Genomic DNA, 21,168 nt, shown 5'->3' with positions numbered 1-21,168 from the left:
CATCGACCTGCGCCGATGCCCCTAAAGTAGACACACATTTTGTCCTATAAGCCACAAAATGGGGTCGCAATCCAACAGACACGCGACCCCATTTTCATAAATTATTTAGTAACTAGCGATAACTTACGGACTGCTGGGAGTCTTTCACGACTACGTCGTGGGCGCCGCCTTCGACGATGGAGGTGGAGCTCACCAGGGTCAGACGTGCCTTTTCTTGGAGCTCGGGGATCGAGAGGGCGCCGCAGTTGCACATCGTGGACTTGACCTTGTAGAGCGTGCCGCCCACGCCGTCCTTGAGGGAACCGGCATAGGGAACGTAGGAGTCGACGCCCTCGACGAAGCTGAGCTTCGCCGCGCCGCCCAGGTCGTAGCGCTGCCAGTTGCGAGCACGCGCAGAACCCTCGCCCCAGTACTCCTTCATGTACTGGCCGTTGACGTTGACGCGCTCGGTCGGGCTCTCATCGAAGCGGGCGAAGTAGCGACCCAGCATCATAAAGTCGGCACCCATAGCAAGGGCGAGCGTCATGTGGTAGTCGTAGACAATGCCGCCGTCGGAGCACACGGGCACGTAAACACCGGTCTCCTCGTAGTACTCGTCACGGGCGCGGCAGACGTCGATCAGCGCGGTGGCCTGGCCACGACCGATACCCTTGGTCTCGCGAGTGATGCAGATGGAACCGCCGCCGATACCGACCTTGATGAAGTCGGCACCGCAGTCGGCCAAGAAGCGGAAGCCCTCGGCGTCGACGACGTTACCGGCACCGACCTTGACGTCCTCGCCGTAGTTGGCGCGAATCCACTCGATGGTGCGCTTCTGCCACTCACTGAAGCCCTCGGAGGAGTCGATGCACAGGACATCGGCACCAGCCTCGATGAGCAGCGGCACGCGCTCGGCATAGTCGCGGGTGTTGATACCGGCGCCGACCATATAGCGCTTGTCGTTATCGAGCAGCTCGTTGGGGTTGGTCTTGTGGCTGTCGTAGTCCTTGCGGAAGACGATGCCCATGAGGTGATCGTTGTCGTCGACAATGGGCAGAGCGTTGAGCTTGTTGTCCCAGATGACGTCGTTTGCAACCTTGAGGCTGATGTTCTTGTCGCCCACGATGAGCTGCTCGCGCGGGGTCATGAACTCGGCGACCTTCTTCTGGTGGTCATCGCGGCTGGGGCGATAGTCACGGCTGGTAACGATACCCAGGAGCTTGCCCTTGGGGGTGCCGTCGTCGGTAACCGGCATGGTGGAGTGGCCGGTCTTCTCCTTGAGCTCGATGACCTGCTCCATGGTCATGTCGGGGGTCAGTGTGGAATCGGACTGAACGAAGCCAGCCTTGTGATCCTTAACGGCCTTGACCATAGCGGCCTCGGACTCGGGGGTCTGGGAACCGTAAATGAAGGACAGGCCACCCTCGGTAGCGAGCGCGACACCCATGTCGACGCCCGAGACGGACTGCATGATGGCGGAAACCATGGGGATGTTCAGGGTGATTGCCGGCTTCTCACCGCGCTTGAAACGGGTTAGCGGCGTCTTAAGAGAGACGTTGTTGGGGATGCACTGCGAGGACGAGTAACCAGGAACCAGCAGATACTCCGAAAACGTGTGGGACTCACCGGGAAAGAACGTAGCCATGTTTCTCCTTTTTCCATGCGACCGGTCGGCTGCAGGCCTCGTAGGACCCAGCCCAACCTTGGGCGCCCAATACTGGGGAAGTATCTTAACGCACTTTGACTGCTACAATGCATGATTTAAGAAGAGCACACGAGGGTTTGACGCAGGCTTTGCGTTTGCCCAGCAAACACTTTAGCGGAAAGACGTGGAGCACATGGAGTACAAGACGACGGCAAAGTTGGTCATTCAAGCGTGCGACAAGGATCTGCCGGGTGTGTTTGGCCATGGCTGCGTCTTGCTGCTGCAGGGTATTGCCCGCGACCACTCGCTCAACCGTGCCGCCAAGAGCATGGGCATGGCGTATTCCAAGGCTTGGCGCATTGTGAACGAGGCTGAAGGGCAGCTAGACTGCAAGCTCATCGAGCGCGACGGCGCCCGCGGATCATCGCTCACCCCCGCCGGCAAGCGCGCCATCGAAGTCTACGAAACCCTGCAGGCAGAAATCAACGACGTCATAGCAACCCGCGCCGACGCCCTCATCGCCAGCATCAAAGAGTAGCTAATTTGGGACGGGGCTTTTTAGCCGCACAATCTCTTCTCATAAGTTGCGGTGAAATAGGGACTGTTTATGCGGTTAAAGCCGTAAATCAATCCATATTTCACCGCAACTTATTGAGTCGAGGATGATTTAGCTAGTTGCGGAGGGCGTTGTCTAGGGTGGACGCTACGACCAGGGGGTCGTCGGTGCCGGCGAAGAGGCGGATGGTGCTCCCCTGCTTGCCGCGTGGGGCCGAAAGGCGCGTTGTTGGGCCGCCGGCAGGCGATGTGCGGAATTCGTCCGGCAGCATGCTGAAGAATTCGCCCGCAATGTAGCCCATCAGGTCAAACTCTACTGCCGGGCCAAAACCGTGCTCCAGGATGCCAGTCGCGATGGCATGGTCGGGATGCGAGGTCAGCCCGGGATAACGCACGTTGCGCACCATCTCATTGGCAGCCAAATACTCGGCCAGCGCACGTGCACGGTCGAAGTGTTCCTGCATGCGGGTGTCGAGTGTGTCGAGCTCGTGCTCTAGAACCTCAGCCTCATCGGAGGACAAGTCGAGCGCAGCCAATCCGCAGCCCTCAAGCAGGACATGCGCGCGCTCGGCAGCGGCATCCACGCGATGGCGCTTGAGCTGTGAGCGTGCCACCGAAGCGGCAACGAGCTTGCGCGGAGCCTTGCCGGCGCACGCGCGATCGAGCGCCTCGAGCGACAGCGCAGCACCCAGCCGCAGTGGATCGCAGCCAAAAGCCGACGCCACCGTGTTGTCCACAACCAGCAGCGCGTGCGACTCACGAGACGCGCGGCCCAGAGCGCGAAGGTCGGGCACACGCAGACCAAACCCGCCGATGGAGTTGACGAACCACCACAGGTGCGGCCCCTCGGCATCAAACGAAGCATCAAAGCCCTCGGACGCAGCAGCAAACGCCGCAGCCGCGGGCTCCCCCACCAGCGCAACATCGCAGCCATCAAAGCCGCAGGCAAACACATCGGCAAAGTCGTCCGCAAAGGCCACCAAGCGATCGCCGGGCCGCACAATCCCCAGCATCGACAGCGCCGCCGGCACATGCGAGGCCGAGACAAGACGCGCCTCACGCGCACCGGCCCTCAAAGCCCAAGCCTCTTCTAGCTGCTGTACATCCACACGGCACCGTCCCTTCAAAACAAAAACCCACGATGCGGGTGTTTCCCGCATCGTGGGCAACGGCTGCAGTATAGCGCCGATATGCGGCGAATCGCTAGATGTTGAGCGCGTGGTAGGTCACGCTCGCGCCGACGGCGTCAACGGTCACGCCATAGGTCTCGGGATAGATGCGCGTCGAAAACACGAGCGCGCCATCGTTTACAAACACCTCAACCGAAGAAGCGTCGCCGACGATGCGTACGTTTCGAACCTCGTCGACCGGTTCCCAACGCACCGCGCGACCGCAGCCGGCCGCCGTACGGGCCTCGTCGGTAAAGCGCATCTCAAAGCGCGCGGGCAGTTCACCCTCGGCGGGCACAAACGCCAGCTTCAGCTCGCCATCAACGGTCGCACTAAAAGCGCCGTCGACACCGGCAACAATAACGTCAAAGCAGGTATCGCCGGCAACCTCCAACGAGCCCTCCCCCACACGCACCGAGGCATAATGGTGCTCGATCTCGCGCGCCGGCTGCTGCAGTACCACGCCGCCAGCACCGACCGTAAGCTCACGCGGCACCGTCATGCAGTGCTGCCAGCCGCACGCCACGGTGGGGTCGTTGCCATAGGTCGGCTCATCGGGCATGCCCATCCAGCCGATTAGAATATGGCGACCGTCCTCGGCCGTGAACTCCTGCGGCGCATAGAAGTCAAAACCTGCGTCCCACAGGCGGAACTCGCCCAGATCATAAGCGTCCTTGCCAGCCGTAATGTCACCCGTAACGGGCATGTAGCCCGCTGCATACACATTGCCGCGGTCCCAACGACCGCTCTCGAGCCCTTGGGGAGAGAAGGACAGCCACTTCGCCGGTGCACCGCCTTTCGCATCGAGCTCGATATAGCTGGGGCACTCCCACATAAAGCCAAAGCGCTCGGGCGTAGACACGCGATTCTCGAGCTCCCAACTAAGCATGTCAGCCGAGCCGTACACCAAGATCTCGCCCACATCGCGACCGGCACCCTCGCCATGCATGGCGCAAAAACGGCTCTCGACATGCGGACCGTCGACGCGACGACGCGCGCCCAGCACCATGTGATAACGCCCGTCCACGTCACGCCACACCTTGGGGTCGCGCACATGGCAGGTCAAATCCTCGGGATAATCCTCGGAAGTCAGCACCACACGCTTGGCGCCGAACGCCTGGCCGTCGGTGCTCTCCACATAGACGGTATCGGCTCGTCGACCGGTATTGACGTAATCGTACGTGCCGTCCGCATCGGAAAGCTTAACGTTGCCCGTATAAAGTACGCGAATGCGACCGTCTTCGGCAAGCGCGGAGCCCGAATACACACCGTGACAATCGAACGACTCGTCGGGCAGCAGCGGGGCGCCAACGTAATCCCACGTCATAAGGTCGCGACTCGTCGCATGGCCCCAGACCTTAACGCCACCCTCGACATCAAAGGGCGCATATTGAAAATAAGCGTGGAACACGCCGCCCGCTTGGCAAAGACCGTTGGGGTCGTTGAGCCAACCCGCCGGCGGCATAATATGGAAGTGTTGGCCATACGCGCCATGACCACACTCAGAGGCGGCAGCATCAACCGCGGCAACCAACTTTGCAAGGTCGCGACCAAGTGCATTAGACATATCAAAGTCCTAACGGATCGAAAGTAACAAGGCACCAGAGATCGGCACCGGATACGGGAAACGCCCGCGAGCATACAACCCGCGGGCATCCCCTCAATCAAAAGCTCTTACGCCTGCTCGGAAGCCTTGGGCTCATCCTTGTACAGGACAAACGAGACGGCAAAGGAAACCAGCGCGGCAACCGCAAACATGATCGCATACTGCACGGGCTGGGCCAGGCACAGCAGGATACCGAAGATACCGGTAACGCCCGTGCCGGAGGCAGCCAGCGAAGTAAGCGCGCAGACCAGGGCACCGCAACCACCGCCGATGCAGCCGGCGATGAAGGGCTTAAAGAAGCGCAGGTTCACACCAAAGATGGCAGGCTCGGTAATACCCATGAAGGCGGACAGGGCCGAAGGAAGCGCCAGGCCCTTGATCTTGGCATCGCGGGTCTTAAAGGCAACGGCGAGTGCGGCACCACCCTGGGCGATGTTAGCGGCACTGGCGATGGGCAGCCAATAGGTTACGCCGTACTGGGCGAGCTGACCCAGGTCGATGGCGGTGTACATCTGGTGGATACCGGTAACGACCGTGGGGGCATAGAACAGGCCGACGATAAAGGAACCGATACCAAAGGGCAGGGTGAGCAGGGCCTGAATCAGACCGAGGATGGCGTTCTCGGCCCACACGAAGATGGGACCGACGGCAACGAAGGTCACGAGCACGGTAACGAACACCGAGACGAGCGGGGTCACAAAGAGGTCGAACATCTCGGGGACAACCTTGTGGAGACGCTTCTCGAGGAAGGCGAGTATGGCGCAGGCGATAACGATGGGGATAACGTGGCCCTGATAACCGACCCACTCAAAGCTGTACACGCCGGGAATGACGGTGACCATGGTCTGCACGCCCTCGGAGGCAACCGTGTAGGCGCTCTGCAGCGAGGAGTTGATGAACGCACCTCCGACGACGGCGCCCAAATACGGGTTAGCGCCAAAGGCCTTAGCCGCGGAGTAGCCGATCAGGATCTGCAGAATGCCAAAGGACGTGCCCGAGACCAGGTCGGCGATCTTGTAGATAAAGTTATTGGTGTCGAGCGCGATAAAACCGTTGGAGGCCATAAAGTTGAGCGCGCTCATGATTCCCAGCAGCAGGCCCGAAGCCACGATGGCGGGGATGATGGGGACAAAAACGTCGCCGAGCACCTTAATGGCACGCATAAAGATGTTCTGCTGCTGTGCCGCGGCCTCCTTAACCTCGGCTTTGGTGGCAGCCTCGACGCCGCTAAGCGCGATGAACTCTTCGTAGACCTTGTTGACGGTGCCAGTGCCAAAAATAATCTGGAGCTGGCCTTGGGCCTCAAAGACGCCCTTGGCGCCGTCGATATTCTCGATGGCCTCCTTGTCAACCTTGGCGTTATCGGCAATCACCAGGCGCAGACGCGTGGCGCAGTGTGCGGCCGAAACAACGTTGTCGGCGCCACCGACGTTGTCGAGCACCTCTTGGGCTGATTTGCGGTAGTCCATGACTTCCCTTTCCTCCAACGGGCGCATCTGCACCCGGCCATCTTTGACACTTACACTGTAATCGTTTTCAGTTATATATAGCTGTAATCGTTTTCATTAGCGGTAAACGGTAGATTTTGACGGTGAAAGGTGGTTTTGAGCCAAAAACAGGGAATCAAAGGCCGGCAGACATGCCCAAAGCCTAGACATTCATCAGCTGATGTCCGAGCTTGAGCGTCTTGAGGCTGCTCTCCCCCTCCACGCCATCGAGCGTGTTGAGCAACATATTGGTCGCCTCGACGCCACTGGTCAGGTAACCGTAATGCACGGTGGGAATGCCGCCCGTCAGCGCGCGCAAAAATGCGTTGTCGCCAAAACCGCTCACGCGACGCACGCCCTCGCCCATGCCGCGCGCCTCGTCAAGAGCGCGCAGGGCGCCGGCCGCCATAGTGTCGGTCGCGCACGCGATAAACGAAACATCCGGCACTTCGCCCAGCAGCTCGCGCGACGCACGATAGCCGGAATCGAGGGTAAAGGACCCGCAGCGAATCAAATCGGGATCGAGCACAACGCCCGCGGCGCCCAGACCAGCTTCAAAACCACGACGACGGTCGTAACCGGCGGCACGGTCTTCCTCGGTAACACCGATATAGGCAATCTTGCCCTCAACATGCGTCGCAAGCGCCTGGCCCAGCTCAAAGGCAGCCTCGTAATCGTCATGGTAGACGCAAGCCGCGCCCTCGACGTTTTGGCCGATCAGCACAATGGGTACACGGCAAGACGCAATGGCCGCACGGTGCTCATCGGTAATCATGGTTGCCACGAGCACGATGCCATCGACCGGGTGGTTCTGGAACAAGTCGAGATACTCGAGCTCGCGCTCGGCCACGTTGTCAGTATTCGCGAGCAGCATCTGGTACCCGCGGCGACCGAGCACCTGACCGATACCCGCAGTAATGCGGCTCACGGATTCCGAGTTGATCTTGGGCACGATGACGCCGATGAGCTTGGTGGAGCCGGTGCGCAGCGCGCGGGCCTGGTTGGACCGCACGTATCCGGTCAGCTCAATCGCCTGCTTAATGCGCTCGGCCTTGTCCGCCGAGATATATCCACCGTTGAGGTAGCGCGAGACGGCGGCGCTCGAAACGCCCGCTAGCTCGGCCACATCTTTCATCTTTACCACGAGCACCCCTTTATCTTGCAATCGTTTGCACCATCATACCCAGCCCAAGTCGGCATAATAAATCAATTTAAACCGAACCAAATATGCCCATCCTGGTCGAGCATACGCCAGCGAACGGGCAGCTGCCGTGGCGAGGTGCCACAAAAGAGGAGCGACGCGTACTTTATGTACGCGAGCGACGGTTTGAGCGGCAGATCGCCCGGCAGATGCCCGCGCAGCGTCGAGCGGTCCGGCGTTCGTTAGAACGCCGGAACCAAACTAGCCGTGATATTCGCCGTTGTACTGGATGAGCGTCAGGTCCTCCACGCCGTCGAGCGCGCGAATCGCATCGGCGTAGGGCATATCCACACCGTCCGAGAACACCTCGACGGCCATCTCGACTTTGTCGCCGCGCATCGTCTTAGACTTGACGGTGAACTTGGTGCGCCCAAACGCGCGCACGATATCGTCGCCGGTGGTCTGGCCCGTGTAGTGGATGACCATCATGTACACGCGCGCCTTGTCCTGGTGGCTCGCAAAGCCGGCGATCATCACCACGATCACCACTGCCGTAAGCCCCACGAGCGCATACATGCCGGCGCCTGCCGTAATGCCCGTGGTAATGGCCCAAAACAGATACAGCAGGTCGAGCGGGTCCTTGACCGCCGTACGGTAGCGGACGATGGACAGAGCACCGACCATACCGAGCGAGATGACCACGTTGGTCGAGATCGCGAGCGTGACCATGCAGGTGAGCACGCACATGCCCACGAGCGTCACGGCAAAGCTACGCGAATACACCACGCCGGTAAAAAAGCGCTTGTACACGTAATAGATCAGGATGCCCATGGCGAGCGCCACGAGCAGCGAAAGGCCAATCTTGGCAGGGTCGACCTGACCGAACGCCTCCAAGACGGAGTTCTTAAAAAAGTCCCTGGTGCTCATGGTCTAAATATCCCCTCGGTTCCCAAAATCCGATTCCCAGTAATTAAATCCGCGCAGGTAGGCGGTCTTGTCATAACACAGGCAGTACTTAGAGACCGCCGTGAGTTCGGCCGCGCCCGGCGGCACCATATCGCGCACCAGCTGCGGGCAAAACTCCGTAAACTTGACCTCCATCACCAGCTTACCGGGCTCCAGAACCGGCAACGCGGGCAGCGTCACGTCAAAGATATCGAAGCTTCCCACCGCGGCACGCACATTCATGTCAAACGTAATGCGCACGGTGCCCTCGTCCATCACCCACGGCTCGCGCTCGTAGTCCACAATGGTCCGTGGGCGCATCATGTTGCAGATGCACTCGATGTAGAACTCGCGACAGAGCGGATAAGGGCTCCTCAGCAAAAAGCCGTAGTCGCCAGCCAGAATCTGCTCAAACTCGCCACGTGTGAGCGGCGCGTCCTCCTTATAGATCCAGCTACCGTACTTCTTTTTGCGCTCGAGCTTAATCACCTTGTCGCTGCCGTTATAGATGCGTACGCGATACTTTTTGCGCATGAGAATGCCGGCGTCTTTTTCCTCGTAGGCCGAGTTGCAGTAGTCGTCAAAATACAGGCTGCGAATGGTGTAACCGCCCGCCCGCGCATGTTTGTCTAGCTTAAATACAGGCGCCATGCGACAGGCAAGCGCGGCGTGCTCGCCCTCGTTAATGAGATATTTGAGCTCGTGGCGGTAACGCTCCTGCGTGGCACGCACAGGCGGTGCCGCCAGGCGCTCAAGCAGCGCGCTAGCCCTCCTCATACGTATCCTCCACGACCTTACCGCCGTCTTGCACGTAAAAACACTTCATGCCGTAGTGCTTGCCGTCGTCGGTCACATAGTAGTCAAACGCATCTTGCGTATAGCCGTCGGAGTTGGTGGCACGCACGCGCACAAAATACTGGCCGGTATCGGGCGCATCGCAGGTCACCTCGGGAAGCAGCACATCCTCGGCCTTAAAGACCACGTCGCTTATGGCATAGTCGCGCGCAAGCTCAACGGTGTAGCGAATGTCGCGCGCCTCAAAATCGTAGGACGCATCCCAGTTAATGCGCAGCTTGCCGTTATCGATCTGCGGCACGCCGATGTAGAAAGGCATGGGCTTTTTAAAACTCTCGCGAAAGCTCTTGTAGTTCTCCTCGATCTCGGAGGGAATCGCCGCGGCGATCTGCTCATATTGGTCCTTGGTGACAGGCAGATTATCGATATCGGGCGAAGCAAAGACTAGCGATTCGGTAACCTCGCGATAATGCTTGATCATCTTGGTCAGGCGCGTCTCGGTCAAATACGTACGCAGGTCCTTGACGGCGCGATCGAGCTCACCGCGGAACGCCTTGCTGCGCAACGCGCGGTTAAACAGCACGTTGCCCCAGTAGTTGCTTGCGCCGCGCTCCCAGCTCGCGTAGTCCGAAAACCCGGTAAGAGAAAGTTCCAGCTTGCGCAGCATGCCGTCGTTGTCCCAATCCAAAAAGTACCAGGTATTTGAGTTGAGCGGGCTGTACAGATAACAGTTGCGGTTCTGCGTATCGCAGTTGCCCGTAAGGATCTGAAACGCCAGCCAATAGACCAGGTTCTCGGTATCAAAGTAGGTGTCGAGCACGTTATCTATCTTTTGCGATTCGTCGTTGAGCGCATCGAGCATCTCGATGAGCTTGGTGTGGTCCGTATCGCCCTTAATCTCGAGCATGCCCTCAAAGTTTGCCTGGTTATAGTCGGGATCATCGGCAAGCTTAATGGTGTCCTCGTAGCGATGGAAATCAAAGCTGTTCACCTTGTACAGGTGCCCGCTCTTATCCAAGCCGTGCGCCTTAAGCGCCGTCTTATTGAGCTGCTCCACCTGCGTAAACAGGCCGTAGTCCTCAAAGGTATCGTTGGACTTTTCGGTCTGGTCGCACACCCACAGATGCACAAACTGCGTGCGCAGGCCCATCATCTGGGGAATCCCGCGGATAAGGTCATAGGCCATCTTGTTGCGAAAACGCATACCCTCGCCCATGTGCTTGTTGAGCGCAATCGCGCGCTGTTGGCGCCAGGTACCCTTGCCCTTTTTGAGCTCCACCTTGTAATTCTTTTGCGAGTTCATGCTCGATGTCTGACCGCGCACCTGCACAGTGGCATTGGGCGCTTCCTCGCCATAGCCAACCTCGCCGGCCACCGGGCCGTCTTCGTCGCCCGGCTGCAGCAGGCCCATAACCTGATAGCGCGTCACGCCCATGTCGGCATAGTCATACACCGAATACGTGTTGATCTCGGCCCAGCTGTGGTCGGTGTTCTCGGAGCTGTTGCCGCGCGAGACCGTCAGGTACATGGTCACAATGCCCGAGTCGTCGTAGACCTCGTACAGCTCATCTTTATCGCGCAGATGATTGGTACCGTCCGAGGAATCGGCCTTTTTAATCTTGTCTTGCTTTTTGACCTTTTTAGTCGAGGATTCGTCCTGAGACGAACAGCCCGAAAGCAACAGCGCGCCGGCAGCTGCCTCGATCAGGCAGCGGCGAGACATCAACTTATCGATCATCAGAACCTCCCCAATGCTTGCGATACACGCGAACTACCGAGCGCTCAAACGCGCCGTGCGGCACGCCCTTATGGCGGCCTTCCTCATAGCGCTGTTCGGCACGGTCGAGCATGCGGCCCAGCTGTGTAAAGCGACCCGTTTTGTCGGTCGCCACAATGGGCTGCTGGCTCAGGATACGATACGGCAAGTTGGCGGTATAGGTATCGAGCCGCAGCAGTGCAACGATAAAAAACACCGCCGCACCCAACAAAAAGCCAAAGCCGTAAAACTGCTGCGGCAAAAGCAACGAAACGGCAGTCGCCAGCCCGGCCACACCGGCAAACAGGCCCGAAGCCAGCACGGCCCCCTTATAGTCGGTAAAGTACAGCAAGATAAGCATCACCGTATTGCCCACGGCATACAGGCCATAGCCCACGCACAGCGTGCGAAAATACCCGTGCATAAGGTTGTTAAAGCCCAACGGTAGGGCCGACAGCACCGTGGTCTCGAGCGAAATGACCGCCGCGGTCACAAACAGCTGCTTAAGCGCACAAAAGCGCAGTTCGCTGTTGAGCGTGGAGAGCATCTCCTCCTCGGCCACCACAATATCGCCCACCACGCCGCCGTCATTGAACAGGCTGTAGTAGTCACGGTAGCGCGGATAGAAATTGACCTCGACCGACACCACAAAGTTGACGGTCGTGACGAGTGTGGTCAAAAACGCAATGAGTGTCGGAACGTCATGGTAAGGAGCCCCGTAAAACAGACCTTTGATCTGCACGCCAATAGGGCCCGCCCAGATAATAACCAGGTGTGCGAAAAGCCCCAAGTTGGTAAACAGCCCCGTAAGCGCAAGCGGCATAAATTGGTCGAGCCAGCGCAAAAAACGCCAGGGACTCCGGTCACTCCGTGGAAAATACCGGTACAGCAGTACCACATCCCAGGCGAGCATGACGCCGTAGCCTAGGCCGATTGACGCCAACAGGCCCTCGACCGGCGGCAGTCCCAGCGCCAGCGCTGCCAGGGCGCACAGGCACGCCACGCCAATGGCGGCCGCAAAGCTGCACAGAATGCCACGATAATCCTTGATGGCCGTGAGATAGCTCATGCCGTTCCAGTTGACAATCATAATGTTGAACAGCCACAGGCACAGCAGCCCCTGCAGCAGCGTGGCGCCCGAGAACAGCAAAAAGACGCCGTAGAGCACCATGCCCGCAACGAGCATGATGGCATTAGATCCCCAAAACGAAGGCAGGATCTCATCCTCGCGCTCGGCAAAGAGCATGTCGGCCAAAAAGCGCGTGACCGGCATGGAGAAAAAGCTCGTGAGCGTAAGCGAGGCCAGCAGTGTGTAGGTCACCATGCACACCAGCAGATCCTGGTTGGCACGGCCCACACCCCACAGACCGCACAGCACCAAAATACCCACCTGCAGCAGCACACCCAGCAGCATGGGGCCCGTGCATACGATGCCGGCGTAGCCGTAAGCGCGCATCGTGGCAAACAGGCCCTTGCGCCTAAACAGGCGCTTGAGCTCAAAACCAATTCCGGCCACCGGCTACTCCCCCTCTCTGGGCAGGTTAAACGCACACGCCGTCTCGTCGTACAGCGCGCGATAGTTGGCGAGCATCTGCTCGTGCAAAAAGTACGTGGCAACGCGACGCTGCCCGCGCTCCCCCATCTCAATGCGACGGGCGCGGCTCACGCACATGCGCTCCATGGCATCGGCCAAGCCCTTGCGATACATGGGCGGCGTCACAAAACCTGCCACGCCAAAGTCGTCGCCCGGGGCGCCTTCGAGCAGCTCGCGACAGCAGCCCACCTCGGTCGTCACGCAGGGACGGCGCGCTGCAAGCGACTCCAGCACGCTGAGCGGCTGGCCCTCGGAGATGCTCGTCAAAATGGTAAAGTCGAGCTTTTCCATGTACTCGACCACGTTGACGCGGCCGGTAAAGATCAGGTCGCGCACGCCCAGGGTATCGACCAGCGCGTGGCACTCAGCGCCGTACTCCTCGTCGTCCACGCCGCCCATAATGTGCAGGCGCACCTTGGGCAGGCGCTCGTGCAGCTCAAAGAACGCATAGATCATGGTCTTGACGTCCTTGATGGGCGCCAGGCGCACCACCGCGCCAATGTCCACCCAGCCGTCATCGGGCTTTAAGGGAATGTCCTTAAAGCGGTCGAACTGGATGCCGTTGGGGATGACCAGGCATTTACCCGCATCGCAGCCCATATCGATCTGCGTCTTGCGGGCGTTATGGAACAAACTCGTCACGCGGAAGGCGCGGCGGTAGATCTCCTCCGAAAGCAGGTAGAAAAAGCGAATCCAGCGATCCTTAAACGACGGCACCACCCAGTCAGCGCGAATGATCTCTTCCTCGCGCTCGCGGGTATAGATGCCATGCTCGGTCAGCAGCACCGGCGCATGGTGAACGCTTGAGCCCAGGCAGGCGAGCAGGCCACCGTAGCCGGTCGAGATGGCGTGGTACACATCGGCCACCGGCACCTCGCTGCCCAGAAGGTAGAGCACGGGCAGCAGCATGGAGCGCATGGTGTGGAATGCATCGGCAAAGGGCGTATAGGGGTACTCGGCCAGGCACACGTCGCGGAAGATGTCCATAAACGTTCGGCTCTGCAAAAACGAGAGCGGATGCACGCGACGGCGCTGAAAGATATCGAACAGCACGTCCCAGTCCGGATTGGAGAGCGACACCAGACGGCGTAGCGCCTCGCGCTCGCGGTCGTTAAAACTGGCTTCATGTTGCTCGCCCGAAAGCCGCAGAGCATCGTCCAGGAACACCTCGTGCACCTCGACCACGTTGCCGGGCAGCTCGTAGACAAACTTGCCGCGGTCGGCAGCATGCGCGCCGATCACCCACAGCACAAACTCGTGCTCGGGCATGGCCTGGATATAGCCATGCATCCAGGTAGATACGCCGCCGTGCACATAGGGGTAGCAACCCTCGAGTACCAAGCAGATTCTCATTTGTCGCCACCCTCCTTGCGTGCAATGGTCACCGTCTTATCCGTGGCTTTGACCAGGTACAGGTCGCCCGTCAGATGCGTAATCTCGCCACCCGTGACTGCACCCGGCTCACCGTTGTTGGCGCGGAACATGAGCCACGCCTCGTCGTGGAAATTGCCCAGGCTGAGCGTCCAGGCATCCGCACTGGTATCCACGCTCACCGTCACGGACGAAAAGCGCTGGATGGCGCCCGAGCATTCCGAACCGGTCTGACGCCGCAGGTCGGGCGCAGACTTGCTAAGCCAGTCCAGGTAGTCGGTCAGGCCGCCCTTGTAGACCTCCCAGCCCTCCTTGGCGCCGCGATCGGGATCGAGCAGGTCGTCCGGGTGCATAAAGTGCGTGCTCACGTAGTGCATGTTGAGCTCGGACACGGCTGCCAGGCGCATATAGGAATCGTCGACCATGCCGCCCGAGACAATACGTGGCTGCTCCACAATGCCATCGCTTGCCACGCCAAACTCCTGTACGTACGGCAGGTCGGTGCCATCCTCAAAATACGTACTGGCAATGCTCTTAATGCGCGGAACGTCGGTGCCAATAAGCTTGCGCGCACGGGCCGAAAGGATATTCGACGGTGGCACATAGACCGAGCCGTGCGCGTTGGGCAGCACCTCGTCCTGGAAAGCGATAAGCTCGTTGAGCGATGCGACAAGCGTTTCCTTGTTCTTCCACGTCTTGTAGTCGTACAACGTGCCGTAATCGGTGTCCCAGAGTGCCAGAGGCTGATGGTTGTAGCCGTGGAAACCCAGCTCTCCACCCATCTGCAGCAGCATACCGCCAAAGTAGCGGAACTGTGTGGTATCGGCCTGACGCGCGGGCTCGGTCTGGTTGACCGCGTCCTCGTAGTTTTCGATCATCACGCCGGTATAGCGAATGCCGTATTTTTGCGCGAGCTTTTGCAGATCGCGCCACCAAACCTTGGTGTAAAAATCGGCAATGGAAAGCCCGTAGTCGCGCTTGATGTAGGTGCCGTCGCCCGAGGGCACGGGGCTGGGAAAGTCGTCCAGGTAGAAAACGGCGCTGTTGATGACCGGATAGGCCGTGGCATCGCCCAGCAGGCTGATTGCCGCGGCGTAAAAGCCGCGCATGACCTTGTCATAGATACCGATATTGCACACCACGGTGCGACCGCTACCGCAGTCATTCGACCAAATGAGCGGGGCGCCCGCATCGCCGGTCTTAGCCCACACACGAGCCGTCTCGCGCAGCGAAACCGAAAGCGACGAATCAAAGGGGTCCGAGAGCTCGTAGCGCTCTCCCCCGCCCAGCATAAAGTCCTCGCTCGGCACAATGCTTTCGGCTTTTACATAGTCATATCCGGCAGATTCAATGCCAAGCTTGGGAGCAATCACTTGCAGATAGCCCGAGTTATCCGGAGGCATGGCGAGCATAAGCGAACCGCCGGCACTCACCCAACTCATAATGTCGCTCAGGTGCGTACCGAGCCCATCGAGCGACGGCATGAGCAAAATCACGCGATCGTAGGAGGTCAGCGAGGGAATGGCATCCGCGCCGTCCAGGGCAAGGTCCACGTCGCGGTGCGCGATCTTCATATCGAGCAGAATCTGGTCGAACTGCTCCTTTACGTCCTCGACGCCAGCTTGATCGGAATCGGTAATGACCAGGCACGTGGGCTTTTGGCCAAATATTGCCGAGGAAGCCGGCACCGCATCGTTGGCGGCAAGCATCCCCAGCTTATGCTGGCCCGCACTGTACTGCACGCCGGCACGCTCCACCAGCAGCACGGCGGCCATGGCAATAAAGACCGCCCACACCACGAGGAGTCCCATCCAACGAAAGCGGCCCACACGGTCTCGGATATGTTGCGCCACGCTCATCGGGCCTCCTCCCCATCGCGCCAAAACGCCAACTTTTCGCGGTTGTCGGCGCTCAAATACACATGTTGCTTGTCAATCGCATCGATCACACAGTGGACCTCGTCACCGTCGCGGCGCATCACGGCCAGGCGCAGGCAAAGCATCCAAACCTCCTGCTCCTCGGGCACGTCGAGTACCAGCTGGTCGGTCACGGCCTGCGCCTCGTCGATCTGTCCGACATCGGCCAGCGCCGTCGCGTATCGAATGCGCAGCTCAAGGGTATCCTCGCGCTCGCAGCGACGCGCAAGCAGGCGCGCGTACTGTTGGCGCTGAATCTGAGCAACGCGCCCCTCAGCCAAGCCCGAGCCCAAGTATTCACCAAGAAAATCACAGTATTCGTTGAGGTTTTGCGCGCTCGGGTCCGTCTTAAAGGCACGCTCCAGCTGCTGCAGTTTAAGGTCGGACTCCTTGGAGATCTGCGCCACCGCCGTCGCGGCATAGTGCGCCACCTCAACGTCGTCGTTAAGCTTAGCCGCCTGCAGCTGCGCCAGGTACGCTTCGGGCTCCTCGGTGAGCATGGAGAGCATTAGGCGGCGCCGGTATGCCGGGTCGTTGACGATAAGCGCCTCCTCGAGCGGCACTACGCCTGCATCGTCCTCACCGCTCGGTACCGACATACTACGATGCAGGTCGTCGTTGAAGCGCAGCGACTCCAGCGCAGACTCTTTCAGCCACTCGCCAAGCACCGCGCTGCGCACCGATAGCAAAACCACCAGCAACGGGCCCCACAGCGGCACCAGCACTATTACAGCCAGCATGTGCCCGCGCACCGGCAGCAGGCCTAGCTTCATGAGCGTCCACAGCATCAGGCAAACCAGCGAATGGATCAGCAGCAAGACGGCAGCAACGACAAGCGAGATCAAGCGGCACCCCCCTCACCGTCACCGGTGTAAGCGATGCGCTGCAGCAGCGCCACGATGCCCTCGCCGTCGACGGGCTCCACCGCAATATGCTTTGCGCTCAGGCGCTTACGGATAATGGGAAGATCGCACGCCTTTGCCTGGCGCATAAGCAGGTAGAGCACGTTGCCGTCGACCAAGCCCGCCGCGTCGCTCTCGCGGATTGCCGACCCAATTGCGCCCACCAGCTCGCCGACAGGCTCCATGCCCGGTACCACGCGCAGGAGCAAAAAACTCCCCATCTTGCTATCTGCCAGCGCCTGCTCCGCCGCGAGCTCTTGGCCAAAGGCCGCCTGCTTGAGCACGCAAGTGCCGTCAACGCAGCGTTTATCCTGCGCCACCGCCTCATAGTCAAAGGCACGGCCCAGCGCGCTTTCGACCAGCCCGCACAAGATGCGGAACAGGTTTTGATAATAGAGGGTCATTTGGTTTTCGGCCGCACTACGCACAAAGATCAACACGGCGGGTGCCCCGTCGCGCTCGATCGCGTATCCAAACATGGGAAACCCCGGCGTCAGCTCACGGTTCACCCACAGGTTCGAACGACCCCCGTCGCCCAAAAGAGGTGCAAGCTGCTCAAGCGTGAGCGAGCGTGCGGCATTTTCGGCAATCGCGGGACTTGCTGCCACCAGGCGTGCAAATGCCCCGCCCGAAACATGGTAGATCGCCACCGAATCGTTCTCGAGGATCTCGCCCAGAAGCTCGCAGCACTTGCGATAGATGTCGCGTGGGTTGAGTACGTCGAGCTCCTGCGTCACGGCAAAGATCTTGCCAAAGCTGTCGTGGCGACCCACAATCTGGCGCCTGTACGCGCGCTTGTCCTCGATCGCGTCGTGGTAAAGCTGTGTGAGGAACGTATTGCGATTACGCACGAGCTCGTTTTGATCGCGCTCCGCCCTAATGGCTTCGCTGTTGCGCAGCTGCACATAGCCGCACACGGCACCCACCACAAAGTACGCAATAAACGGCAGCCAGTTGGACGGCTCGTAAAAGAGACCCTGGAAGGTATAACCGTACTGAGTAAAGTAGCTCGCGGCCAAACCCACCGACGCCAGCAGCGCCGCAACCAGGCCAAAATCGAGCCCATACAGCGTGCCGATCAGTACCACGTACAGCAGGCGGTAGTCGAGCACGTTAAGCTGAGCAGACTGCGAAAACACCAGCTCCAGGCCCTCAAAGAGCACCCAGGCCAGCGCGGTCTCCAGGCATTTGATGGGCAGTGTCCGCCCGCGCATGCGGTCGATGGCGGCACGCAGCGGATGGCGCTTGCCCGCGAGGGTCTGCTCCCAGCGGGCGTGTATGGTCGAAAGATCGCGCAGCACGTCATAGCGCTGGAACCACCCGTAGCGCGTGCGGACGGTATCGCTCGGAGCAATGGAGACGACGGCGTCCCCGTCGTAGGTAATGTCGAGCCCCGGGAACAAGCCCTTGAGCGCCTCGCCCAGGTCTCCCACGGTGTGGGCAAAGCTATCCGGAACCTCGAGTTCCTCGAATGTGGCATCCCAGCTGTCGAAGATGCGACGCACCAGAACGGCCAGCTCCTCGGCGCAGAGGGCACCGAGCGGTGAGTCCGCCCCAGCCCTCATGACAGCAGAGCCTTGCGAGCACGCCTCGAACAGCGGGGTCAAAATCGGGTCTTCCAGCGTGGGCGAGGCGGTGTACAGATACGGCACGCGCAAGATCTTGGCCTGAATGCCGTCGCGGACCGCATAGTAGCGGCACAGGTCGTTGGCCGCACGGGCAATGATGCCCTTGCCGTTTTGCCCCGCAACGTCCACCGCACCGTCCGCTCCCATGGGACCAGTCACAAACAGCAGCTGAATCTGGCGACCCATGCAAGCTCGAAAGACGGAGCGCAGCAGCTCGATGTCGCCAACGGCCTCGGTATGCGGCGTGAGATAGGTAGAGAGGTAGACCACACGGTCGAATTCGTAAGCCTGGTCCAGGTGCTGCAGCAGCTCTTTCCAAGACGCATGGAGCGACGACCCGTCGCGGCGCGCCTCGTTGGCCGCCACGACCTGAACATGGTCACCGGGAAACGCCTTGGCACAAAAGTCGTCATCGACATACGCGGTATTGCCAACAACCAGCACTTCCACCGTGCGCTCCCCCTCCCCAAATTTAGCTTTTGCCATGGTAAACATGCGTATTGTACGCTGTCAATGTAGGCCAAAGGCAACTTTAAAGCTGTTTTAAGAACTTTTTCAGACGGGAAGCGACTCGCGCCTGAGCCAGAGAGCCCTACACGTGCCGCTGCACGGCGGAGAAAGGCGAATCCACTACCCCTCAGGCATAATTCCTGAGCAAAATCAAGCAGAGCACACGGCTTTTTGCGCCACTTTAAGACGTAATCGGGATGTGGCGAGAGGCCAAATTCGGAAGTGCGGGGAAAACCAAAGGAATGCTGACCAGACCCCCGTTTTAGGCTTCCGCGACCTGCGGTTTTGATACAAAAAAACCGCGTTGTGCTCGAAGGTTTTCGATTTTTCCCCGCACTTCTGTAATTACATCTCTGGATCGAGGGCGCAGGCAATGGTGACGACATCCACGATAGCGCCCCCCTATGCCTGATACCAAAATCGTTCCATAGGGACCCGTTTCCCAATGGGATGATTCTTCACAAAGGGCATTAAGGCGCATGAGAACATGGTAGAGGCAAGCAAGCGCGCTTCCACGTTTTCGCCCATGGTGACCACGGTATAATCCAACGAGACAAGCAACGAACGGGAAAGGCAGCGCGGATGAACCTGGGCAGCGAGAGCGAGACCGTCGAGTTCAAGAAGTCCACTGGCGAGCATAAAGAAGCACTGCAAGCCATCAGCGCCATGCTGAACAAGCACGGCCGCGGCGAGCTCTACTTCGGCGTGAAGGACAACGGCGATGTCATCGGCCAAGATGTCAGCGACGCAACGCTGCGCCAGGTGACGTCGTGGGTGTCCGACAAGATCGAGCCCGCGGTGTTCCCGACGGTCGAGTGCCTCGACGCCGATGATGGGCTGCGATACATCAAAATTGCCTTCTCAGGTGCCGACGCCCCCTACTCCGCCGACGGACGCTACTTCACCCGCGTGGGGACTTCGAACAAAGCGCTGTCGGCCTCGGAGCTGAGCGCCATGGTCGTCAAGCGTGAGCGCGCCCGTAGCCCGTGGGACTCGCTGCCGTCCGGCAGGCCCGTCTCCGACGCCGACGAGCAGGCGGTGCGTGACTTCGTCGCGCGCGGCGGCAGGGCCGGACGCGTGGGCGGCGGGTTCGCCGGCGTGGAGGACACCTTGGCAAGGCTCGACCTCGTCGCGCCCGACGGCAGCCTAAGAAACGCCGCGGTGGAGCTGTTCTGCGAGGGATCCGACACCTACCCCAGGATGAAGCTGGGGCTTCTGGGCGGCAACACCAAGGCCAAGATCCTCGACCTGCGCCGCGAGTGCGGCACCATGCTCAAGCTGCTCGACTTCGCCGAGTACTTCGTGACGTCGAACATCAGGCGCGAGTTCGTCATCGGCGAGACGGGCATGTACCGCAAGGAGATCCCCGAGATCCCGGCCGAGGCCATCCGCGAGGCGGTTGCCAACGCGCTGTGCCACCGCGACTACACCACCGGCACCGCCGTCGAGGTCAACGTGTTCATGGACACCGTCCAGATCGTGAGCCCGGGCCTGTTCCCCGAGGGCGACTCGCCGCAAGAGCACCTAGACGGTACCGCGAGCGAGTTCGGCCTCCGAAACCCCGCGATCGCGCGCACCCTGTTCCGCGCCGGCGTCATCGAGCAGTACGGCACGGGCATACCGCGCATCAAGGAGGCCTGCGAGGCAGCCGGCGTGAGGTTCCGCTTCGAGCAGACCGTCAACAGCACCGTCGTCGTCTTCGAGCGTCCTGGGTTACAGAAAGCGGCCTTCAGGAGAACCGCGGCCGACAACCGACCGCTCCTCAGCGAGCGCGAACGAGCAGCGATGGCAATTGCCGCCGCTCAGGGGAAAATCACGACCTCCGACCTCGCGCGGGAGTCCAATGTCGGTAGGAAAACGGCCTCGAAGACTCTGAAAGACCTTGCCGGGCGAGGCCTGTTGGAATGGGTAGGGAAAAGCCCGAAAGACCCGCACCAGTTCTACAGGATGCCAAGCGAAGTTTGAGGCTGCAGGTCCTAGCCGGGAAACAGGCCCATTGCGTTTGCTGCCCTCCCCCTGCTGGGCACTACTGAGTAATCTACTGGGCACTGCTGAGTAATCTACTGAGTAGTGCCCAAGCGCGAGTTGGCAAGTCCGCCGAAGCCCAGAGAAACGGCTCCGAAGAATATACTGACCGCTACTGACCGCTACTGACCGCTACTGACCGCT

15 protein-coding genes are annotated in these 21,168 nt (G+C 60.0%); 2 read left to right on the top strand and 13 right to left on the bottom strand.

Features of this window, described 5'->3' with window-relative positions:
- Positions 1-112: 112 nt before the first annotated feature.
- Complete coding sequence (locus DWW51_RS09155) at positions 113-1,624, bottom strand: IMP dehydrogenase (RefSeq protein ID WP_117774284.1); 1,512 nt, start codon at positions 1,622-1,624, stop codon at positions 113-115.
- 193 nt (positions 1,625-1,817) lie between these two features.
- On the opposite strand from DWW51_RS09155, the gene DWW51_RS09150 reads away from it, so the two are divergent.
- Positions 1,818-2,162: a winged helix-turn-helix domain-containing protein gene (locus DWW51_RS09150; protein ID WP_117774283.1), complete on the top strand. Its 345-nt coding sequence runs from the start codon at positions 1,818-1,820 to the stop codon at positions 2,160-2,162.
- A gap of 133 nt (positions 2,163-2,295) precedes the next feature.
- Here the strand turns inward: DWW51_RS09150 and DWW51_RS09145 are convergent, their stop codons facing one another.
- The 12 genes from DWW51_RS09145 to DWW51_RS09090 form a co-directional block, all read right to left on the bottom strand.
- On the bottom strand, positions 2,296-3,288 hold the full coding sequence (locus DWW51_RS09145; RefSeq protein ID WP_158558650.1) for a PLP-dependent transferase: 993 nt from the start codon (positions 3,286-3,288) through the stop codon (positions 2,296-2,298).
- Positions 3,289-3,382: 94 nt separating this feature from the next.
- Positions 3,383-4,915 (bottom strand): glycoside hydrolase family 32 protein, encoded by a 1,533-nt coding sequence (locus DWW51_RS09140; protein ID WP_117774281.1) that lies wholly within the window; start codon positions 4,913-4,915, stop codon positions 3,383-3,385.
- A 107-nt stretch (positions 4,916-5,022) separates the two neighbouring features.
- Positions 5,023-6,423: a PTS transporter subunit EIIC gene (locus tag DWW51_RS09135; RefSeq protein WP_117774280.1), complete on the bottom strand. Its 1,401-nt coding sequence runs from the start codon at positions 6,421-6,423 to the stop codon at positions 5,023-5,025.
- 181 nt (positions 6,424-6,604) lie between these two features.
- On the bottom strand, positions 6,605-7,576 hold the full coding sequence (locus DWW51_RS09130; RefSeq protein WP_117774285.1) for a LacI family DNA-binding transcriptional regulator: 972 nt from the start codon (positions 7,574-7,576) through the stop codon (positions 6,605-6,607).
- Positions 7,577-7,843: 267 nt separating this feature from the next.
- The gene (locus tag DWW51_RS09125) at positions 7,844-8,509 is read right to left on the bottom strand and encodes a DUF4956 domain-containing protein (RefSeq protein WP_089571688.1); all 666 of its coding nucleotides are present in this window, start codon (positions 8,507-8,509) and stop codon (positions 7,844-7,846) included.
- A 3-nt stretch (positions 8,510-8,512) separates the two neighbouring features.
- Complete coding sequence (locus DWW51_RS09120; RefSeq protein ID WP_117774279.1) at positions 8,513-9,304, bottom strand: polyphosphate polymerase domain-containing protein; 792 nt, start codon at positions 9,302-9,304, stop codon at positions 8,513-8,515.
- The gene (locus DWW51_RS09115; protein WP_117774278.1) at positions 9,291-11,060 is read right to left on the bottom strand and encodes a CotH kinase family protein; all 1,770 of its coding nucleotides are present in this window, start codon (positions 11,058-11,060) and stop codon (positions 9,291-9,293) included. Before DWW51_RS09115 ends, DWW51_RS09120 begins: the two co-directional genes overlap by 14 nt.
- Entirely contained in the window at positions 11,050-12,594 is a 1,545-nt protein-coding gene (pelG, locus tag DWW51_RS09110; RefSeq protein ID WP_117774277.1) for an exopolysaccharide Pel transporter PelG, read from the bottom strand. Before pelG ends, DWW51_RS09115 begins: the two co-directional genes overlap by 11 nt.
- A 3-nt stretch (positions 12,595-12,597) precedes the next feature.
- Complete coding sequence (gene pelF, locus DWW51_RS09105; protein ID WP_117774276.1) at positions 12,598-14,025, bottom strand: GT4 family glycosyltransferase PelF; 1,428 nt, start codon at positions 14,023-14,025, stop codon at positions 12,598-12,600.
- Complete coding sequence (locus tag DWW51_RS09100) at positions 14,022-15,902, bottom strand: DUF2194 domain-containing protein (protein ID WP_117774275.1); 1,881 nt, start codon at positions 15,900-15,902, stop codon at positions 14,022-14,024. Before DWW51_RS09100 ends, pelF begins: the two co-directional genes overlap by 4 nt.
- Positions 15,899-16,804 (bottom strand): hypothetical protein, encoded by a 906-nt coding sequence (locus DWW51_RS09095; protein WP_117774274.1) that lies wholly within the window; start codon positions 16,802-16,804, stop codon positions 15,899-15,901. Before DWW51_RS09095 ends, DWW51_RS09100 begins: the two co-directional genes overlap by 4 nt.
- Positions 16,801-18,975 (bottom strand): DUF4118 domain-containing protein, encoded by a 2,175-nt coding sequence (locus DWW51_RS09090; RefSeq protein ID WP_138341326.1) that lies wholly within the window; start codon positions 18,973-18,975, stop codon positions 16,801-16,803. Before DWW51_RS09090 ends, DWW51_RS09095 begins: the two co-directional genes overlap by 4 nt.
- Positions 18,976-19,581: 606 nt before the next feature.
- Between DWW51_RS09090 and DWW51_RS09085 the strand changes: the two genes are divergently transcribed.
- A complete protein-coding gene (locus DWW51_RS09085; protein ID WP_117774272.1) occupies positions 19,582-20,964 on the top strand; it encodes an RNA-binding domain-containing protein in 1,383 nt (460 codons plus the stop codon).
- The last annotated feature ends 204 nt before the right edge of the window (positions 20,965-21,168 follow it).

It is taken from the genome of Collinsella sp. AF15-51 (genome assembly GCF_003462845.1).
Taxonomy (GTDB): Bacteria; Actinomycetota; Coriobacteriia; order Coriobacteriales; family Coriobacteriaceae; genus Collinsella.
This window is presented reverse-complemented; position numbering and strand designations above follow the sequence as displayed.

Excerpts from the sequence above, each read along its gene's own strand:
- DWW51_RS09155 (WP_117774284.1), bottom strand. The coding sequence starts at position 1,624 with ATGGCTACGTTCTTTCCCGGTGAGTCCCACACGTTTTCGGAGTATCTG.
- DWW51_RS09125 (WP_089571688.1), bottom strand. The coding sequence starts at position 8,509 with ATGAGCACCAGGGACTTTTTTAAGAACTCCGTCTTGGAGGCGTTCGGT.
- DWW51_RS09090 (WP_138341326.1), bottom strand. The coding sequence starts at position 18,975 with ATGGCAAAAGCTAAATTTGGGGAGGGGGAGCGCACGGTGGAAGTGCTG.
- DWW51_RS09115 (WP_117774278.1), bottom strand. The coding sequence starts at position 11,060 with ATGATCGATAAGTTGATGTCTCGCCGCTGCCTGATCGAGGCAGCTGCC.
- DWW51_RS09140 (WP_117774281.1), bottom strand. The coding sequence starts at position 4,915 with ATGTCTAATGCACTTGGTCGCGACCTTGCAAAGTTGGTTGCCGCGGTT.
- DWW51_RS09130 (WP_117774285.1), bottom strand. The coding sequence starts at position 7,576 with ATGAAAGATGTGGCCGAGCTAGCGGGCGTTTCGAGCGCCGCCGTCTCG.
- DWW51_RS09100 (WP_117774275.1), bottom strand. The coding sequence starts at position 15,902 with ATGAGCGTGGCGCAACATATCCGAGACCGTGTGGGCCGCTTTCGTTGG.
- DWW51_RS09085 (WP_117774272.1), top strand. The coding sequence starts at position 19,582 with ATGAACCTGGGCAGCGAGAGCGAGACCGTCGAGTTCAAGAAGTCCACT.
- DWW51_RS09150 (WP_117774283.1), top strand. The coding sequence starts at position 1,818 with ATGGAGTACAAGACGACGGCAAAGTTGGTCATTCAAGCGTGCGACAAG.
- pelF (WP_117774276.1), bottom strand. The coding sequence starts at position 14,025 with ATGAGAATCTGCTTGGTACTCGAGGGTTGCTACCCCTATGTGCACGGC.
- DWW51_RS09135 (WP_117774280.1), bottom strand. The coding sequence starts at position 6,423 with ATGGACTACCGCAAATCAGCCCAAGAGGTGCTCGACAACGTCGGTGGC.
- DWW51_RS09120 (WP_117774279.1), bottom strand. The coding sequence starts at position 9,304 with ATGAGGAGGGCTAGCGCGCTGCTTGAGCGCCTGGCGGCACCGCCTGTG.